Annotated in this window: 14 protein-coding genes; 3 read left to right on the top strand and 11 right to left on the bottom strand. The window is 41.9% G+C overall.

Annotation, left to right across the window (positions count from 1 at the left end):
* Nucleotides 1–76: 76 nt before the first annotated feature.
* The 9 genes from CF394_RS04300 to CF394_RS04340 form a co-directional block, all read right to left on the bottom strand.
* Complete coding sequence (locus CF394_RS04300) at nucleotides 77–1,327, bottom strand: Y-family DNA polymerase (protein ID WP_094941996.1); 1,251 nt, start codon at nucleotides 1,325–1,327, stop codon at nucleotides 77–79.
* 644 nt (nucleotides 1,328–1,971) lie between these two features.
* Nucleotides 1,972–2,187 (bottom strand): hypothetical protein, encoded by a 216-nt coding sequence (locus CF394_RS04305; RefSeq protein ID WP_094941997.1) that lies wholly within the window; start codon nucleotides 2,185–2,187, stop codon nucleotides 1,972–1,974.
* 156 nt (nucleotides 2,188–2,343) lie between these two features.
* The gene (locus CF394_RS04310) at nucleotides 2,344–3,750 is read right to left on the bottom strand and encodes a restriction endonuclease subunit S (protein ID WP_094941998.1); all 1,407 of its coding nucleotides are present in this window, start codon (nucleotides 3,748–3,750) and stop codon (nucleotides 2,344–2,346) included.
* A 1-nt stretch (nucleotide 3,751) separates the two neighbouring features.
* Complete coding sequence (locus tag CF394_RS04315; RefSeq protein WP_094941999.1) at nucleotides 3,752–5,221, bottom strand: class I SAM-dependent DNA methyltransferase; 1,470 nt, start codon at nucleotides 5,219–5,221, stop codon at nucleotides 3,752–3,754.
* A 37-nt stretch (nucleotides 5,222–5,258) separates the two neighbouring features.
* Nucleotides 5,259–7,631 carry an EcoAI/FtnUII family type I restriction enzme subunit R gene (gene hsdR, locus CF394_RS04320; protein WP_094942000.1) on the bottom strand — a complete coding sequence of 791 codons (2,373 nt, stop codon included), beginning with the start codon at nucleotides 7,629–7,631 and terminating at the stop codon, nucleotides 5,259–5,261.
* Nucleotides 7,632–8,419: 788 nt separating this feature from the next.
* Nucleotides 8,420–8,875: a hypothetical protein gene (locus CF394_RS04325; RefSeq protein WP_133079801.1), complete on the bottom strand. Its 456-nt coding sequence runs from the start codon at nucleotides 8,873–8,875 to the stop codon at nucleotides 8,420–8,422.
* A gap of 477 nt (nucleotides 8,876–9,352) precedes the next feature.
* Nucleotides 9,353–10,726, bottom strand: coding sequence for an argininosuccinate lyase (gene argH, locus CF394_RS04330; protein ID WP_094942002.1), 1,374 nt, complete (start codon nucleotides 10,724–10,726; stop codon nucleotides 9,353–9,355).
* The gene (locus CF394_RS04335; protein WP_094942113.1) at nucleotides 10,723–11,934 is read right to left on the bottom strand and encodes an argininosuccinate synthase; all 1,212 of its coding nucleotides are present in this window, start codon (nucleotides 11,932–11,934) and stop codon (nucleotides 10,723–10,725) included. Before CF394_RS04335 ends, argH begins: the two co-directional genes overlap by 4 nt.
* A gap of 86 nt (nucleotides 11,935–12,020) precedes the next feature.
* Nucleotides 12,021–12,800, bottom strand: a complete 780-nt coding sequence (locus tag CF394_RS04340; RefSeq protein WP_094942003.1) for a polyphosphate kinase 2 family protein — start codon at nucleotides 12,798–12,800, stop codon at nucleotides 12,021–12,023.
* Nucleotides 12,801–12,918: 118 nt separating this feature from the next.
* On the opposite strand from CF394_RS04340, the gene CF394_RS04345 reads away from it, so the two are divergent.
* The 3 genes from CF394_RS04345 to CF394_RS04355 all read left to right on the top strand — a co-directional run bounded on the left by CF394_RS04345 (nucleotide 12,919) and on the right by CF394_RS04355 (nucleotide 15,983).
* On the top strand, nucleotides 12,919–13,947 hold the full coding sequence (locus CF394_RS04345) for an NADH:flavin oxidoreductase/NADH oxidase (protein WP_094942004.1): 1,029 nt from the start codon (nucleotides 12,919–12,921) through the stop codon (nucleotides 13,945–13,947).
* Nucleotides 13,948–14,124: 177 nt separating this feature from the next.
* Entirely contained in the window at nucleotides 14,125–14,463 is a 339-nt protein-coding gene (locus tag CF394_RS04350; RefSeq protein WP_094942005.1) for a DUF485 domain-containing protein, read from the top strand.
* Complete coding sequence (locus CF394_RS04355) at nucleotides 14,460–15,983, top strand: solute symporter family protein (protein WP_094942006.1); 1,524 nt, start codon at nucleotides 14,460–14,462, stop codon at nucleotides 15,981–15,983. Before CF394_RS04350 ends, CF394_RS04355 begins: the two co-directional genes overlap by 4 nt.
* Nucleotides 15,984–16,005: 22 nt before the next feature.
* Here the strand turns inward: CF394_RS04355 and CF394_RS04360 are convergent, their stop codons facing one another.
* A complete protein-coding gene (locus CF394_RS04360) occupies nucleotides 16,006–16,764 on the bottom strand; it encodes an SDR family NAD(P)-dependent oxidoreductase (RefSeq protein WP_094942007.1) in 759 nt (252 codons plus the stop codon).
* Entirely contained in the window at nucleotides 16,748–17,689 is a 942-nt protein-coding gene (locus CF394_RS04365; RefSeq protein WP_094942008.1) for an MBL fold metallo-hydrolase, read from the bottom strand. The genes CF394_RS04360 and CF394_RS04365 overlap by 17 nt, the downstream gene beginning before the upstream one ends.
* Nucleotides 17,690–17,772 lie beyond the last annotated feature (83 nt).

Below are 17,772 nucleotides of genomic sequence, written 5' to 3' on the forward strand. Positions count from 1 at the left end.
TATTTAGTTTAGCAAATGTTCACACATTTCGGAAGACGAACCACTAAAATAATTTCGAAAACTGAAATATCTATACTTACATTTTTTTGTGTCCTCCTAGAAGTGTAGCTCTGTAACGTGCCGTGCCATCCGCTGTGTAAGATACCGCCCGGAGTACAGCAGTCGATCCGTATTTACGTCGCAAGGCATCAATGGTTTTTCCAAGCCGTTGTTCGCGGACCTGTTGCTGATGTTGGAACAAATTGAGCTGCATGGACGTGTCTTCTTCAAGATTACTGACCGAGAGCGCTATGCGACGCACGGGGCTGCCATCGTAGAACGTATCCATCAAACGATCAAAAGCTGCATAGAGGACCGATGTGCGGTTTGTAGCTTCTTCTATAGAAAGAGACCGGCTAAACCCGCCGAACTTGCTGTAGCCGATACTCATATGCATCGTCCTGCCCACTTTACCGGCTTCTCGGAGGCGTCTCGCAACATCTTCTGTCATCTCCAGGACGACAGCCATAGTTTCTTTTTTCGAGTTGTAGTCTCGAAATAAGATCTGTCCTTTACCGTAGCTCACCTGTCCTTCCATGATAGGTGCACCGACTTCCGAAAGGTCGATTCCCCAAGCGTGATGGTAGAGCTGATTGCCCATCACACCAAATTTTTTCTCGAGCTGTTCTAAGGGCGTATGCGCCAGGTCTCCTACTGAAAAAATCCCCATCGCATGAAGCGTCGCTTCTAAACGGGTTCCAATCCCCCATACTTCTCGCAGAGGCGAAACTGGCCAGAGCTTGTTTGGTACATCTTCATAGGTCCATTCTGCAATCCCTTTTTTCTTCGCTTCTAAATCAAGCGCAAGCTTCGATAGCAACATATTCGGGCCGATACCGATACTACATGGAACTTGAAATTGACGTTTTAAGTCGCGTTGAATTTTACGGGCAATGGTCCATGGGTCTCCCCAAAGAATTTCCGTTCCTTTTAAATCAATGAAGCTTTCGTCGATGCTGTAGACATGGATGGATTCCATTGGGACAAGTTGATTGAGATAGCGTGTGATCTCTGCTGAGATTTTGACATACAGCTCCATCTGTGGCTGGATGATGCGGATGTCGGGGTGGTTGGGGATTTCAAACAAGCGTGTCCCGGTCTTGACGCCGAAACGCTTTTTCATGGACGGAGAAGCAGCGAGTACAACACTTCCCTTCTGTTCTAAGTTGCCGACGATGGCAATGGCCTCTTTTTGGATGTCCAGGCCGTGGACAGCTGCAGAACAACTTGCAAAGAAGCTTTGCATGTCGATGCAAAGGATCGTGCGCGGTTCAAGAAGTTCATACATAGGGATTCCGCCTTTCTTTAGTTTTGTTTAGTATACAACGAACACTTGTTCTTAATCTAGTGGGGAGTCAGTTTTGTAGAGGATTTTTTGCGGGTTTTATACTAGTCAAGAAAAGAAGATCCCGGTGAGGTACCTGTCTTAGACTCAATTCTGGTAGTTGATGAGACTCAGTTCGAGACAACGTCGAAGAAGTGTGGCTCTTCAACTACCGATTTAGAATTGTGGCTGTGACAGGCTCCGTATGATTTATACTTGGATAGACGTTCGATTCACAGCCTGAGGTTTGATTTTGTTAAAAGAAGTAAGAACCAGTAGTGGCCGATTCGCTCAAAAAGCGAATCGGCCACTACTCTTCTTCATTCTCTGTAAAATCAACCTCTGACAAAAGATAAAACCTCTAACCAAACTTTTCATTTAGAGGAAGTCGTGGAAAATCACAGTACCAGAGTCGGCTCTGCCTCTATCTTACATACTATGATCTTCAAGCGTTCTCTCTACAACCGTTTTGGGGCGGGCTGTGCTGGGGCAAGGCCCGATGAAGAAAGTTTAAATTCAAAGTCTAGGACAGCGAGAAACTTCAAAGGGAATTGGTTGCATTGGAAAACAAAAAACCTATTGAGCAGAACGCTCAATAGGAAATATGGTTAGACTAAATCGGCAATATCGTTGAAATCTACAGTATGAGGTATTTCATCCGCATACATAAGATTTCTAACCATTGTCAAAAGATCCACGACATCTAAATCATGATATTCTTGACCTTCGGCATTCATCTCATAGGTAGGGATATTTCGAATTGTATAGACAGTACCTGAGATTGTCCAGGATAAGTCTTTTTTAACTGGCAAATCATGTGCCAATACATGTTCCTCCCCGACTATTGATTCTCTAGGTATTGAAATTGTACGCATCTTGTCACACCACTTAAATTAGCTAATTTAGGTAATTATAATACAAGGTAATCTCGAATTAATAATGAGAATCAATGTATGAGATGGATTTTAAATACTTTTAGCTTAAAATTTTATAAGTTGTTTTGTATAAGGTAGCAGTACTTCAATTTTATTGACAATTCTTTTTTGTTCTTCTAAAGGTGCAAGAGGTACAGGAATACTATTTAATTTTGCTTGATTCATCTTTGGTTGTGCAGTTCCAGTGACATACTTTGCTAAACTAATAGCATTTATATAATACATAACATATTCTAGAAGAACATAGTCACCACATCCAATAACATGAGCATGATTATTCACCCAATACTTACCATTAGCAATAAAAGCTATAGGCTTGCTTCTTGTTAATAAGTTTGCACCATCTTCACCAATTAACATCAATTTTTCATCGAATATATAATTATCAACTTTGTCAATTACTCCGGAAGCTCCATAGTAATCATATATCTTATCTAGTTTTTCTCTTTGAGATACAGATAAAGGAATTCTTTCAGAATCCCTATTGATCATTACATCTCCAAATCTAACCCACTTCCAACTCTCCGGAATCTCAAATGGGATTTCATCCTCAGTGATTTCAGAAAGCACCTTAGTTTTCTTGATTCTGCCTTCCTCAATCAGTTTTTTCTTTTCATCTTGGATCTTCTTGTAAAGTTCTTCTGCTGTACCTTCCTCTGCGCGCTGTTCAACTAGTTTACCTTGGATAGCGTATTGCAAAATAGACTTTTGCATATCCTCCGGGAACTTTTTATTGAGCTTCACCACTTCGGAATATGCCTTACCATATTTATCAACGTAAGGCATGAGTTCTTCAATTTTTGCTAGAATACGACTTTGCTCTTGAAGTGGTGGCAATGGAATTAATTGATTTTTAACCACCTCTCCAGTTATTGCTACAAAGGTAGAGCCTGTAGCTTTTTTTATAAAATCATTCTTAAATGCTCTAAGTATATATAAGACTAATTTGCTGTCCATGCTTGCTAATGTATTGATTCCACATAAGCCTCTTCCTATACAAATTTTTCTTTCTGTAATATTCACAATGCCTACAGGTGCTCTGACACATAAAAGAACTGTTCCTGGTTCTACTGTTTTAGTGGGTTTATTTGTTGTTTGATCAGATATTTGAAGATAATCGTTTCCGAAAAAAACTTTACCTTGATGGAATTCTAATCCAGATTGGTCTTTAAGAACACTGTTTCCCTTGGGGGATTGCCCCATAGTTAATTCGAATAGATTACCTAACCTAACCCACTCCCAACTCTCAGGAATCTCAAAAGGGATTTCATCAGCTGATATTTCAGGAAGTGGTTTTTGCTTTTTGATTTTCTTGTCTTTAATCAATTGTTCTTTTGCTGCTTCGATCTGTTGAAGCAGTTCTTTTGCCGTTCCTTCTTCTTCACGCTGTTCTACCAACTTGCCCTGAATGGCAAATTGCAGAATGCTGTTTTTTAAGTCCTGTGCATTCATGTTATTTACCTCCAAGCATAGAGGTGATTTGTTCGAGTACGTGATCAATTTCTGCGTTTAGAGACGCTCGCTTCTCTTGGTATTCATGAATTAAATCCATAGGCTCAAGGATGATTTCTTCTTCATGAGGGAAACCGCAAAGGTCAATGTTGTAATTTCTGTCTACAATTTGATCGACTGAATATTTCTTGGCTTTAGGGAAACCATCGACTTCAATTTCTTCTCTGTCGTTCCACCAAGCTAAAGTTTCGTCGAAGTGCTGTAATTTCATCGGTTTCGTTTTTGAAAAGTTTTTATAGCCTTCTGGCATGTCGACACGGTAGAACCAAGTCTCTTCTGTAGATTTTTTATTATCAAAGAATATAATATTCGTTCTGATGGATGTATACGGAGCAAAGACGCTATGAGGCATTCTGATAACCGTATGAACATTGAATTCGCTGAATAATTTTTTCTTGATGTTATATTTCGCGTTATCTGTTCCAAATAAGAATCCGTCTGGAATAATGACTGCTGCTCGGCCGTTCTTCTTCAAACGGTACATTATAACGTTCATAAATAGATCGGCTGTTTCAGAGCTTCTTAGTTCTGACGGGAAATTGACTTTAACACTGTCTTTTTCACTTCCGCCATAAGGTGGATTCATCAAGATGACATCAAAAGGCTCCATCTTGCGTAATTCTTTATAGTCGATTTCTAGCGCATTGCCATGAAGAATATTCGGATCATCGATATCATGAATGAGCATATTAGTTACAGCAAGTAGATGTGGAAGTGCTTTCTTTTCAATTCCATAAACTGAATCGTTATAGAGTTTTCTGTTCTCTAAAGAATTTGATACTTGTGTTTCAAGGGCTGCGAGTGCAGAAGTTAAGAATCCACCTGTTCCACAAGCAAAATCACCAATTTTCTCTCCTAGCTTAGGGTCTACTACTTTTACCATGAAATCTGTTACAGCTCGTGGTGTATAGAACTCTCCTGCGTTACCTGCACTCTGTAAGTCTTTAAGGAATGATTCATAGATAGTACCGAACTCGTGGCGTTCTTTATACTCAGTGAAATCAATTTCATCAATGATATTGATTACTTGGCGAAGCAATACTCCGTCTTTTTGATAGTTGTTTGCGTCTTCAAATGCCGACTTCACAATGACTTGACTCATTGGAGTCTCTTCATCAATTTCTAAGTTTTTAAGAGTAGGAAACAGTTGCGAGTTTACAAACTCAAGTAGAGCGTCCCCAGTTAACGCTTCGCCGTCTTTTAAATCGACAGCCCAATCTCGCCATTTCAGCCCTTCTGGAATAATTGAGTTGTAGTTATCGTCATAAAGCTCCCACGCTTCTTCTTTTGCATCGTATATTTTTAGGAAAAGAATCCAAACGATCTGTTCAATTCTTTGAGCATCTCCATTAACACCTGAGTCATTGCGCATGACGTCTTGAATTCTCTTTACAAAGTTACTAACTGCCATCACTTTAACCTACCTTATTTGCTTATTGTGTGTTTTCTTAGAAGTAATAAATTTCATTCTCTAATTCTTTGACTGCCTGCATGTAGCCTTTTTTGCCTCCAAAAGCTTTAACAATCTTCATCGGACTACCGATCTGTGCAAATTCTTTCAATTGCAAGACTTTAGTATCCTCTATCTCTTTGATTCCGTCATTGGCATACTTATCTAAAAGTGTTGAGATGACTTGTTGTGCCACATCCGAGTACTTATAAAGGTAATGACGCTTTTTTACATTTTCAGCCCGCTCTTTTTTTGTCAGTGGAGGCTTATCGTATGCCAAGTGACAAATAAGATCGAAGTCGTCTAATTCGGTTTTCCCTAGCTCTTCTCTAATTGCATCGAGTAGTACTCCGCTATCTTGCAGTTCATCAATGATGGCTTGCTTTTTCTCTGCAGCGCTCCACGTTCTTAAGAAGTCATCTAGTTGTGCGTAACGGTCGAGAATATTTTTCTTCGTATAATCTGTGAGACTTTCCGTAATAAGCTTGCCATCCTTGTCGACATACTGAACTCTCTCGGAAAGGACACGTACAGTGACATCATTCACATAATATTTACGAGGTTTATCTTCTTCATCATCAAAAGGCGGTGGATTCCTAGGATCATAATCGTCATCGTCTTCTTTAATTACTTCGGGAGTATCTCCCCCACCATCAATATCATCACCTTCAGTTGGAGCGTCAGGCTCGTCTATAGGGTCTTCTCCACCTAATTCAATAACTACTTCAGGTTTCCCATCAAAAGCAGGATCCGCAAAAAGACGACTCGAGTTACGGAAGTCCATGATTGTAAAGTATGTCTTTCCGTATTCTTCAAGAAGTCTCGTTCCTCGGCCAATAATCTGTTTGAATTCCGTCATGCTGTTGATATTGTTTTCTAGAACAATCAACTTACACATTTTGGCGTCGACACCAGTAGTCATAAGCTTACTTGTTACAGCAATAACGGGATAGTCGCTTTCTTCGTCAATAAAATGTTCAAGTTGCGCCTTTCCTTCATCATTGTCCCCAGTAATCCGCATGATGTATTTATCGTTTTGAGCGTACAAGTCTCTGTTCTCATTAATTAATGCCTGCCTCATCCGTTCAGCGTGTTCGATGTCCACACAAAAGACAATGGTTTTGCTAAATCTGTCGGTGTTCTTTAGAAACTCCGTGATTTTAGAAGCAACGACTCTTGTTCGATGATCGATAACAAGTTTTCGGTCAAAATCTTTTACATTGTATTCGCGATCTTCAATTTCGTGGCCATGCTTATCTACCTTTCCAACTTCAGGACGATATCCTTCTAAATCTTTGTCTAGACCTATACGAATAACTTTATATGGAGCTAAGAATCCATCATTGATACCTTCTTTTAATGAGTATTCATAAATGGGTTCACCAAAATAAGTTAAACTCGATGCTTCTTTAGTTTCAACTGGTGTGGCCGTGCAACCTACATGTGTAGCTGATGAGAAATAATCAAGAACTTTTCTCCAAGCAGATTCTTCTTTCGCACTGCCTCTGTGACACTCGTCAATGACAATCAAATCAAAAAAGTTTGGCTGAAACTGTCTGAATGTCTCTTCTCCGTCATCACCCGTAAGCTGTTGATAGAGAGCCAAATAGATTTCATAAGAACTATCCAGGTTTTTTTTTTGAACTTTTGTCATCTTGCCACTGAACGGCTTAAAGTCTCCTGTAATTGTTTGATCAATCAAGACGTTGCGATCTGCTAAGAAGAGAATTCGTTTCTTTAAACCAGACTTCCAAAGTCTATAAATGATTTGGAAAGTCATATAGGTTTTTCCGGTACCTGTGGCACTAACTAATAGTACACGGTCTTGCCCTTTAGCAACAGCGTCTACAGTACGATTAATGGCAACACGTTGATAATATCTTGGTGTCTTGTAATTGGGTACGTAATAATAAGGTTCTGTAATGACTTTTTCTTCAGCTTCATTGATGTTCTTATCTTTTAAGTATCTTGAATACAATTCTTCAGGTGATGGAAATTCCTCTAATCGCAGTTCTTTAACTTCACCTGTAATTAAATTTTGTTCAACAAAAGCATCTCCATTCGATGCGTAAACGTAAGGAATATCAAGTACTTTAGCATACTCGATAGCTTGTTGAAGACCAGCGCCAACTGAATGAGTGTTGTCTTTAGCCTCAATAATTGCTAATGGAAAATTACTTTTATAAGAAAGTAGATAATCCGCTCTTTTCTGTTTCCCTCTGGCTGTAACTTTCCCCCGAAGGATGATTCTACCCGCAGTGAAAGCATATTCGAGACGGACTTGCTTTTTGATATCCCAACCCGCATTAGTGATTGCTGGCGTAATATATCTTGCTTTCATATCCTCTTCAGATAAATGTCTCTTGCTCATTGGTTCAACCCCTTTACTTAGAAAACTGTAAGATTGACAAACCCCTTTAAAATTCATACTTCTTTAGAGACAGACGTGCAAATAAGTTCATGATTTATGTACTCCCTTCCATTTTACCTATTTGGTAAGCGCTTTACTAGATGTAGCGAAGAATTTAGGTGGTTTTTGGAAAAGATAGTATAGTAAGAGGCCTAGATATTTCTGGAACTTCGTAGTGTAAGTTATGCGGAGCCTGTCACAGCCACAATTCTAGATCGGCAGTTGAAGAGCCACACTTCTTCGACTTCGTCTCGAACTGAGTCTCATCAACTACCAGAATTGAGTCTAAGACAGGCACCTCAACCGGGGTCTTTTCTTCTGGAGGAGTTTAGAGAACACGGGATTGTGGTGGAATGCAGAAGTTTAATAATATCTTGGTGTTTGCAGCAAGCTTGCAGTCCTAGATAGTGATTATGAGCTTGAAAAATCGGGCCTTGCTCCAGCACAGCCCGCCTCTACCAAAATTTATAGAAAGATTACAAGATGGTTCTCGACATTTAGTAGAGGCAGGGCCGAATCTTGGATTAAGAGTTTCTACAACTTCTCAGAAAAAAGAAATTGCGATATGAGTTTGATCCGTTTTTTGAGGTTGATTTTGCAGAGAACTAAGAAGAGCAGTGGCCGATTCGCTAAAAAAGCGAATCGGCCACTGCTGGTTTTTATTTCTTTTATCAAAATTGAACCTTGGAATGTTGGACAAAGCTTCTATCGTTTTAATTTAAATAACAGCAAGGTGATTTAGAACGCATTTACTTCGAGTAATTCTTAGTAAAGTATTCTTCGCCTTTCTCATCAACAATGATTCTTTCCCCAATTTTTTTGAATTTCATAGATATGTCATTGTCTGCTGTGATGTGATACGTGTCACCTACTGTAGTGACATTTGTATTTTGGAATGCTTGAAAAACAGGCGGAATCTCGTATCCTTGTGCTTGGAAAACTAAGTCAATTGCTGTGGTTCTTTTGGTATCATAAGGACCTGAACCCGACAGAATCAATTCCCTATTTTCTACAATGATAAGTTGACCTCGATTGTTCGTGAAGCCACCGTCTTCAAAATCAGTAGCCTTTGCTTCATATTCAACTTCTGTGACAGCTGCGTCTTTACTAGTAGAGCTAGACGATTCGTTATCACTAACTGAAAAGCTACATCCACTTATTAAAACCAAAATGATCAAACACAGAAAGACTTTCATTTTCTTCACCATCAGACCCCCTATAAACTCTACTGTGAAACTTAAGATACGACTTTTCGTTGGTTATACTATCTATACGTTCCATATTTAGGTGGGTTTCAGTTATCGTTAAAATCCTGTAATTTACAGATTGTAAAGGTTTAAGAGTATCCAGGCGTTTGCTGCAAGCTTGCTGTCCTAGACTGTGATTATAAGCTTAAATAATCGGGCCTTGCTCCAGTACAGCCCGCCTCTGCCTTGTTACATTAGAGATTGCTAAGTGGTTCTTGACAATGAATAGAGGCAGGGCCGACTCTGCGATTATGAGATTCTACAACTTCTCAGAAAATAGAAAGTGCGATATGAGTTTCATCCGTTGCCTGAGGTTGATTTTGCAGAGAACTAAAAAGAACAGTGGCCGATTCGCTTTTTGAGCGAATCGGCCACTGTTCGTTTTTATTTCTTAGAAGGAAATCAATCCTCAGTCTTTTATTAAACTCTATATCTCTATGCCAGTAATGCCTTCGCTTTCTGAAGTTGCAGACGCACCTGCTCAAATCCCGTTCCGCCAAGCGAATTTCGTCTGCGGACGGCTTCACGCGGAGAAAGCGCAGTATAAATATCGTCTTCTATTAAAGACGAGTAGTCTTGATACGTCGCCAGAGAAACGTCCTTCAAAAAGATGCCGTTTTGAATGCAGTGGAACACAACACGTCCGGTAACGTCATGCGCTTCACGGAACGGCATCCCTTTAGTAGCCAAATAATCCGCAAGCTCTGTCGCATTTGAGAAATCAGACTCGACTGCTGATTCGAGAGTTTCCGTGCGTACCGCCATCGATTCGACCATACCAGCAAAGATCTTCAAAGAACCTGTCACCGTCTCCACAGTATCAAACATGCCTTCTTTGTCTTCTTGCATATCTTTGTTATACGCAAGTGGCAGACCTTTAAGTACCGTCAGCAAACCAAACAGATTGCCGTAGACGCGTCCAGTCTTACCACGGATCAGCTCTGCCATATCTGGGTTTTTCTTCTGAGGCATGATGCTCGACCCGGTGGAAAATGAATCAGATAGTTCAATGAAAGAAAACTCTTGGCTCGACCATAAGATGATTTCTTCTGCAAAGCGAGATAAGTGCGTCATAAGTAAAGAAGATGCACTTAAAAACTCGACAATAAAATCACGGTCGCTCACGGCATCTAAACTATTCTCATAAATAGAAGAAAAGCCTAACAGTTCCGCAGAACGTGCACGATCAATCGGAAATGTCGTGCCAGCAAGTGCTCCAGCACCTAAAGGCGAGCAATCCGTTCTCTTCAATCCATCAACGAAACGTGCTTTATCACGCTCCAGCATCCAGAAATACGTCATGAGATGATGACCGAAAGAGACAGGTTGTGCGCGCTGCAAATGGGTATACCCTGGTGCAAGGGTCTCCACATGTGTTTCAGCTTGCATCACTAGCACTTTTTGAAACGCTACGATCAAATCTATAATCTCATTCGTACGCTTTTTCAAGTACAGGTGCATATCTGTAGCCACTTGATCGTTTCGACTACGTCCGGTGTGCAATTTGCCACCAACCGGGCCGATCAGATCAATCAGCTGCTTTTCAAGATTTAAATGGATGTCTTCTTGATCGATAGAAAACTCGAGCTCTCCGTTTTCAGCTTTCGCTTGCAAGGCATGAAGACCTTCCGTAATCTGTTTCACTTCGTCTTCAGATAGAATCCCTTGCTCCCCAAGCATTTGAACGTGCGCCAAGCTCCCTGTGATATCTTCCATTACCAGTGCCTGGTCGAAGTGGATAGATGCGCCGAACGCATCGACCCACTGCTCGGCCGTCTGTTGAAAACGGCCTCCCCATAACTTCGTCATACCGTCACCTTCTGCTCCTGTTGTTTGTTGACGACTGCATGGACTTTTGTTGGAAGTCCCCATAGTTCGATAAAGCCTACAGCAGATGCGTGGTTGAATGCATCATCCGTTGAGTACGTTGCAAGTTTCTCATCATATAGAGAGTTTGGTGACTTACGGCCTTCGACGATAGCGTGACCTTTAAAGAGCTTGACGCGAACCGTTCCGTTGACGTATTGTTGCGTCTCTTTTAAGAATGCTTGAAGTGCTGTGCGCAGTGGCGAGAACCAAAGCCCTTCGTAAATCAACTCTGTCAGCTTCTTCTCCATAACAGGTTTGAAATGAGCAAGCTCTTTTACAAGAGTGATGTCTTCGAGTTCTTTATGTGCAAGGAGTAGCGTATGTGCTCCAGGAATCTCGTAGACTTCACGTGATTTAATTCCAACAAGGCGGTTCTCCACATGATCAATACGACCGACTCCATGTTTTCCAGCTACTTTGTTTAATTCTTGAATCAAGTCGCTGAGTGCATAGTTCACTCCGTTTAATGAAGTCGGAACACCCGCTTGAAACTCGATTTCGATGATGTCTGGAGTATCCGGTGTATTTTCTAGAGCTACCGTTAGTTCATAGGCATCTTCTGGTGGTGCTACCCACGGATCTTCTAAAATCCCACATTCATTGGCACGGCCCCACAAGTTCTGATCGATGGAGAACGGGCTATCTAAATTGATAGGAATCGGAATGTTTTTTTCTTTAGCATAAGCGATCTCTTCATCACGGCTCCACGACCATTCACGAACAGGAGCAATGACTTCTAAGTGAGGTGCAAGCGCTTGGAACGATACTTCGAAACGAACTTGGTCGTTACCTTTTCCGGTACAGCCGTGAGCTACTGCAGACGCTCCAACTTGTTCCGCTACTTCTACTAATTTTTTAGCGATTAAAGGACGAGATAGTGCAGAAACGAGTGGATACTTTTGCTCGTACCATGTATGAGCTTGCATAGAAGTGAGTGCATATTCATTTGCAAACTCTTCTTTTGCGTCGATGACATAGCTTTCTGTGGCTCCAACAAGCAGTGCTTTTTCTTTAATGAAATCCAAATCTTTTCCTTCACCAACGTCTAGGCATACCGCCACCACTTCATATCCTTGATCTTTAAGCCATGTGATGGCGACGGATGTATCAAGTCCACCTGAGTATGCTAAAACGACTTTTTTCATAATAAAACCCCCATGTATGTTTATGCATAATAATTTATCAATATGCATATACTAACATGGAGGTTATAAAAATACAACTAGTTAATTATTTATTCATTTATAATTTGTGTCAGTTCTTTGTCATGGATGGGTGGAAACTCTAATCCACGTTTTGAGAGCTCGGCTTCAATCGCATTAATGGCATGACGGATAACTTGGAGACGCGCCGATTTTTTGTCATCCCCTGAAATGACAAACCAAGGTGAGCGTTCCTCATCAGTCTTCTCGAGCATTTCTTCAGCGGCGATGATATAGTCTTCCCACTTCTCACGATTGCGCCAATCCTCCTCTGTCAGTTTCCACTGTTTGAATGGGTCATTCTTTCGCTCGACGAATCGTTTCAACTGTTCTTCGTTTGAAATCTGCATCCAAAACTTGATGATGATATACTCTTCTTCCGTCAATGTCTGTTCAAATGCGTTGATTTCCTCAAATGCTCGTTTCCATTCGGTCTTGGTAGCAAACTTTTCAATTCGCTCCACAAGTACTCGTCCGTACCACGAGCGGTCAAAGATGGCTATTTGACCATGCATCGGCAACTTTCTCCAGAATCGGTGCAAATAATGGTAGCGTTTTTCATGTGGTTGGGGTGCAGCGATCGGATGCACAATAAAACCACGCGGATCCATGCGTTCTGTCAAACGCTTGATGGCACCTCCTTTACCGGCAGCATCCATTCCTTCAAAAACTAATACAAGTGCCACTCCGTGTTTCCGAAGCGTCAATTGAAGACTTAAAAGATGATACTGCAACTTCTTCAGCTCTTGTTTGTATTCCTTTTTTGACAAGGACTCCGACTTCTTTTGAACTTGGTTTAATTGAATGATCACACGCTCCACCTCCAGTTTCTCCCTATTATAAGTGATTTCTGAAAATTCGGTAGCTATTCTTTGAAAATTCCATGAAAATGCGAAATAATAGCATCATACCCGAGAAAGGTGATGAGTTATGTCGAAATTATTTGAAACTGCAAAGCTCGGCGAATTAGAGCTTAAAAATAAAGTGATCATGGCACCGATGTGTCAGTATTCAGTTGAAGCGGAAGATGGCCATCCAGAAGATTGGCACTTAGTGCACTATTCTTCTCGTGCAGTAGGTGGTGTGGGTCTCGTCATCGTGGAGATGACAGACGTAGAACCAGATGGACGTATCACAAATCGGGATTTGGGTTTGTGGGATGACAGCCATATTGAATCGCATCGCCGTTTAGTCGAGTGTGTGAAAAAAAATGGTGCAAAAATCGGTGTACAGATCGCACACGCAGGAAGAAAAGCTACAGATGCCGAGCAGCCCGTATCTTCTTCTACAGTTCCTGTCGTAGCCGATTCTCCTGATTGGAAGATACCGCGCGCTTTGACGACAGAAGAAGTTAAAGAGATGGTAGAAAAATTTAAACGAGCAGCAGAACGAGCCATTGCAGCTGGTTACGATACGATTGAATTACACGGAGCACATGGCTACTTGATTCACCAGTTCCACTCACCAAGTATTAACAAGCGACAAGATCAATACGGTCTCGATCTATCGTTGTTCGGTGTCGAAGTCATTCAAGCTGTAAAATCTGTCATGCCTAAAGAAATGCCTCTCTTGTTCCGTATGTCAGCAATCGAATACATGGACGGCGGGTACGGGCTTGATCATGCTTTAGAGATCGCTGGCCGCTATAAAGAAGCCGGTGTCGATGTGTTCCATATCTCGAGTGGCGGTGAAGCCCCTCCCGGGAAAGTAAAACCTTCTAATGAGCCAGGCTACCAAGTTGGTTTTGCACGTGCGTATAAAAAAGCATTCGAACTTCCGGTCATTGCTGTAGGCCGACTTGAAGATGCTGTACTAGCTGAAAAAGTTGTAGCTGAAGGCGATGCGGAGTTTGTGGCCATCGGCCGTGGCTTATTGCGTGATCCCTATTGGGCTCTTCATGCAGAAGAACAACTGACTGGACAAGTGACACCTCCAAAAGCATACGAACGTGGATTTTAATTCTTCCTCTCATGCCGTTGTGGTATGAGAGATTTTTATTGCTCTTTTATTCATAAGGTAAGAAAATGGTCCTAACCCAATTAATGGGAGTAATCGAATACTATCGTTTTTTAACTATTCATTGTTTTCTGATTAATCATTCATTATACTGAATACTTATAGAAAGGGAGGAATGGTATGGAGCCTATAAAAGAAAGCGGTTACACACGCGATTATCCTTATGAGAAGATCGCAAATCAAGAAAACTTTAGAGAATTGAAACGAAAGAAAAACAGTTTTATCTTGTATGTCTCAATCTTTTTCTTACTTGCGTATATCGCATTACCCATCTTGACTTCGTATACAACAATTTTGAATACGCCGGTCATTGGAGATATCTCTCTCGTTTGGGTGTACTCCATTTTACTCTTCGTGATGACGTGGACGCTCTGTATGATTTATGTCAAGAGAGCCAATCAGTTTGATAAAGAAGCAGAAGCTATTAAAGATCAAGCAGTCAGTGAGGTGGGCAAATGAGTGGAATTGGTTTGTTCTTCTTTGTTGCCATCGTAGGATTGACTTTGTATGTTACATACGTCGCTTCAAAGCGTACGAATTCAGCGAGTGAGTTTTATACAGCCGGTGGAGGTCTGACTGGCTGGCAGAACGGGATTGCGATTGCAGGAGATTATCTCTCTGCAGCTTCGTTCTTAGGGATTGCAGGAGCTATCGCATTATTTGGATTCGATGGCTTCTTCTTCTCCATTGGTTATCTTGTTGCCTATCTTGTAGTTCTTTATATTGTTGCCGAGCCATTACGAAATCTTGGACGGTACACACTAGCGGATATGATCGCAGCTCGCTTTAATCAGAAAAAAGTACGTGGAGCAGCAGCTGTCAGTACGATCACAATTGTCCTCTTTTACATGATTGCGCAACTTGTTGGGGCCGGTGCGCTGATTCAGTTACTACTTGGCATTGATTACTGGATTGCCGTATTGATTGTAGGAACGATGATGACGATTTACGTTTTATTTGGAGGTATGGCTGCAACGAGTTGGGTGCAGATCATCAAGGCTGCCCTACTTATGGTCGGAACCGTGATCATTTCCTTCCTTGTACTTTGGAAGTTCAACTTTAACATTTTGGGAATGTTCTCTGAAATGAAGTCCGCAACAACGCACGGAGAAGCTTATCTACATCCGGGTGTCCGTTACACGAATGGCATTGATACAATTTCCATGATGATTGCGCTCGTTCTTGGTACAGCAGGTCTTCCTCACATTTTAATGCGTTTCTTCACTGTAAAAGATGCGAAGACCGCCCGTAGTTCCGTGGTTTATGCAACTTGGATCGTAGGAATCTTCTACATTTTGACGATTTTCTTGGGCTTCGGTGCCGCTGCATTTGTTGGTTCTGAACAAATTGTTGCAGCGAATGCAGCAGGAAACATGGCAGCCCCTCTACTTGCTGAAGCTTTGGGTGGCGAGTTGCTATTATCCTTCGTCTCCGCAGTTGCGTTCGCAACGATTTTGGCAGTAGTAGCTGGACTTGTGCTATCAGGTGCTTCAGCATTTGCCCATGACTTATATGGTCAGATCTTTAAAAAAGGAAAAGTAACAGAGAAAGAGCAAATGGTTGCGGCTCGATCGGCTTCTATTGCCGTTTCTGTCATCTCGATTGTGTTAGCTCTTGGAGCACAAAATATGAACGTAGCCTTCTTAGTTTCTTTAGCATTCTGTATCGCAGCCTCTGCGAACTTACCAGTCATTATTTACACCATTTACTGGGAAAAGTTCACGACGACTGGAGCGCTTGCAGCGATTGTGACGGGTCTCGTCACGGCACTCGTTCTAGTACTCCTCAGCCCGAACTTATGGGCAGCAGATGGTTCGATGTTATTTACTGGTGAACCTCTATTCCCACTGACGAATCCAGCACTTGTTTCTGTTCCTGCCGGTTTCATTGGAGGATTTATAGGAACTCTTATTGGACAGCGAGCAGATGCCAAAAAATATGCAGAAGTCGATGTCAAAGCGACTGTCGGCTTGAAATAGAAATAGATCGCCCGCGGGCGATCTATTTTTTTGCGTAAATGCTTCTTCCAAAGCGTTCAAATTGTAAAGGAACGAGCTGTGTGAGCTTCGCTCCGATTCCAAGATGCCGAGGTACAAGTACTTCTCCTTGCGGACGCTCTAGTTGTTCAAGGACGACGTCACGCACCGTTTCAATAGACAGTAAATGCTTGCCGAGTGATTTTTTGTAGGTACCGGACTCGTCTGCTTTATCAATGAAAGGCGTATCAATCGGCCCCGGTTGGACAATGGTCACATCCACTCCACTCCCCATCAACTCCATACGAAGACCTTGCACATATCCAGTTAAGGCATGCTTGGTGGCTGCATAGACGCTTGCTTTAGGAGAGGCCATTCGACCTGCCAAAGAGCCGATAAATACGAGTTGTCCCATTCCACGCTTTTGAAACAACTTACTATGGTAGCGACTCAACAGCATCGGCAACTCGACGTTGACAGTCAGCATCTCGTGTATTTCTTCAGGACTTAGTGCAGTATGCTCTTTGAAATAGCCGACTCCTGCATTTAAAATGACGATGTCAAACTCGCCTTTCACTTCTACAGGCCATTCAGCTTCTTCTTTTTGCTCGAGCATATCCCAAGCGGCGATACAGCCACCTTGTAGTTTCAATTGCGACAGTGCAGAAGTATTTCTTCCTGTGACTGTAACCTCGTGCCCTTCAGTCAACAGAGCGTCGGCTAACGATTTTCCGAGACCACTGGTTGCACCAGTTAATAGAATCCGCTTACGCTTTTCGATAATAGTTCACTCCTTGTTCCTGGAGTTCTAAAATTTCGTTTTGCTCCACTAAATAGTCGATCTGACCAATCGTTTCTGACAACGTAAGGCCTAGTTCTTTTTCATAAACTTTAGGAAACAACCGTTTTGTCACTTCAAAAATCGATACGGTCTCGTCTCCCATTAGGTCCAGCACATGATACGCACGCTGTTGTTGTTTCAGTAAACGCTCTTTGATCAGAGTGTGGGCGTTCACTACAGGCGCTCCGTGACCACTGTAGATGGTCTCTACTGGAACTTCCAATACTTTCTTCAACGACTCATTGTATTGAAGCAGTGCTTTTGGACGAGGGGCTTCTCTTGTAAGAGGCGGCTCTATTAATGGATTGGAGGAGATATGAGCAATGACGTGATCTCCTCCAATCATAAAGCGTTCATCCGGCTGGTAGAAAGAGAGCTGACTCTGAGCATGTCCGAGCGTCTCCATCACTTGCATTTTCGGATGACCAGGTAAAGCATCCCCTTCTTTCAAGATACGGTCGAGAGCCCGATTACCCATTAGCTTTATCGGACGGCGCATCTTTTCAATCCAGTGATAGTAAGATTCCGGCACTCCTTCTTCAACCAGTTGTTGCAAATAGAAGGTATCGTGGTAAGAAAAAAAGTCTTCGTCTCTTGTAAACCACACATCGTTATAAGCATGGCCCATCAGTGTTGCGTTTTCAAAAAGCTCTGTCCACCCAGAATGATCAGGGTGGTGGTGAGTGAGCACGACTTGTTCAACATCAGATGGACGATAGCCGAGATTTTTTAATTGCGATTCGAGTTGTTCCCTAGCTTCGACTGTCTTAGGTCCAACGTCGAATAACGTTAAGGTGTCTCCTTTTACTAAATAGCTATGAACATCCCCAACTGCAAATGGCGTGGGAAGTGTAATCGTATGAATCATGAGACGCCTCCTAAAATGAATGGTTATTCATAGTGTACTACGAATCCCGAAAGACGTCACGGGCACATTGACAAGCGGCTTGT

It is taken from the genome of Tetzosporium hominis, from assembly GCF_002265435.1.
GTDB classification, from domain to species: domain Bacteria; phylum Bacillota; class Bacilli; order Bacillales_A; family Planococcaceae; genus Chryseomicrobium; species Chryseomicrobium hominis.

Bases quoted from the DNA above. Each gene is read 5' to 3' on its own strand.
- CF394_RS04310 (WP_094941998.1), bottom strand. From the start codon at position 3,750: ATGAATGCACAGGACTTAAAAAACAGCATTCTGCAATTTGCCATTCAG.
- CF394_RS04365 (WP_094942008.1), bottom strand. From the start codon at position 17,689: ATGATTCATACGATTACACTTCCCACGCCATTTGCAGTTGGGGATGTT.
- CF394_RS04315 (WP_094941999.1), bottom strand. From the start codon at position 5,221: ATGGCAGTTAGTAACTTTGTAAAGAGAATTCAAGACGTCATGCGCAAT.
- CF394_RS04355 (WP_094942006.1), top strand. From the start codon at position 14,460: ATGAGTGGAATTGGTTTGTTCTTCTTTGTTGCCATCGTAGGATTGACT.
- argH (WP_094942002.1), bottom strand. From the start codon at position 10,726: ATGACGAAGTTATGGGGAGGCCGTTTTCAACAGACGGCCGAGCAGTGG.
- hsdR (WP_094942000.1), bottom strand. From the start codon at position 7,631: ATGAGCAAGAGACATTTATCTGAAGAGGATATGAAAGCAAGATATATT.
- CF394_RS04345 (WP_094942004.1), top strand. From the start codon at position 12,919: ATGTCGAAATTATTTGAAACTGCAAAGCTCGGCGAATTAGAGCTTAAA.
- CF394_RS04300 (WP_094941996.1), bottom strand. From the start codon at position 1,327: ATGTATGAACTTCTTGAACCGCGCACGATCCTTTGCATCGACATGCAA.
- CF394_RS04350 (WP_094942005.1), top strand. From the start codon at position 14,125: ATGGAGCCTATAAAAGAAAGCGGTTACACACGCGATTATCCTTATGAG.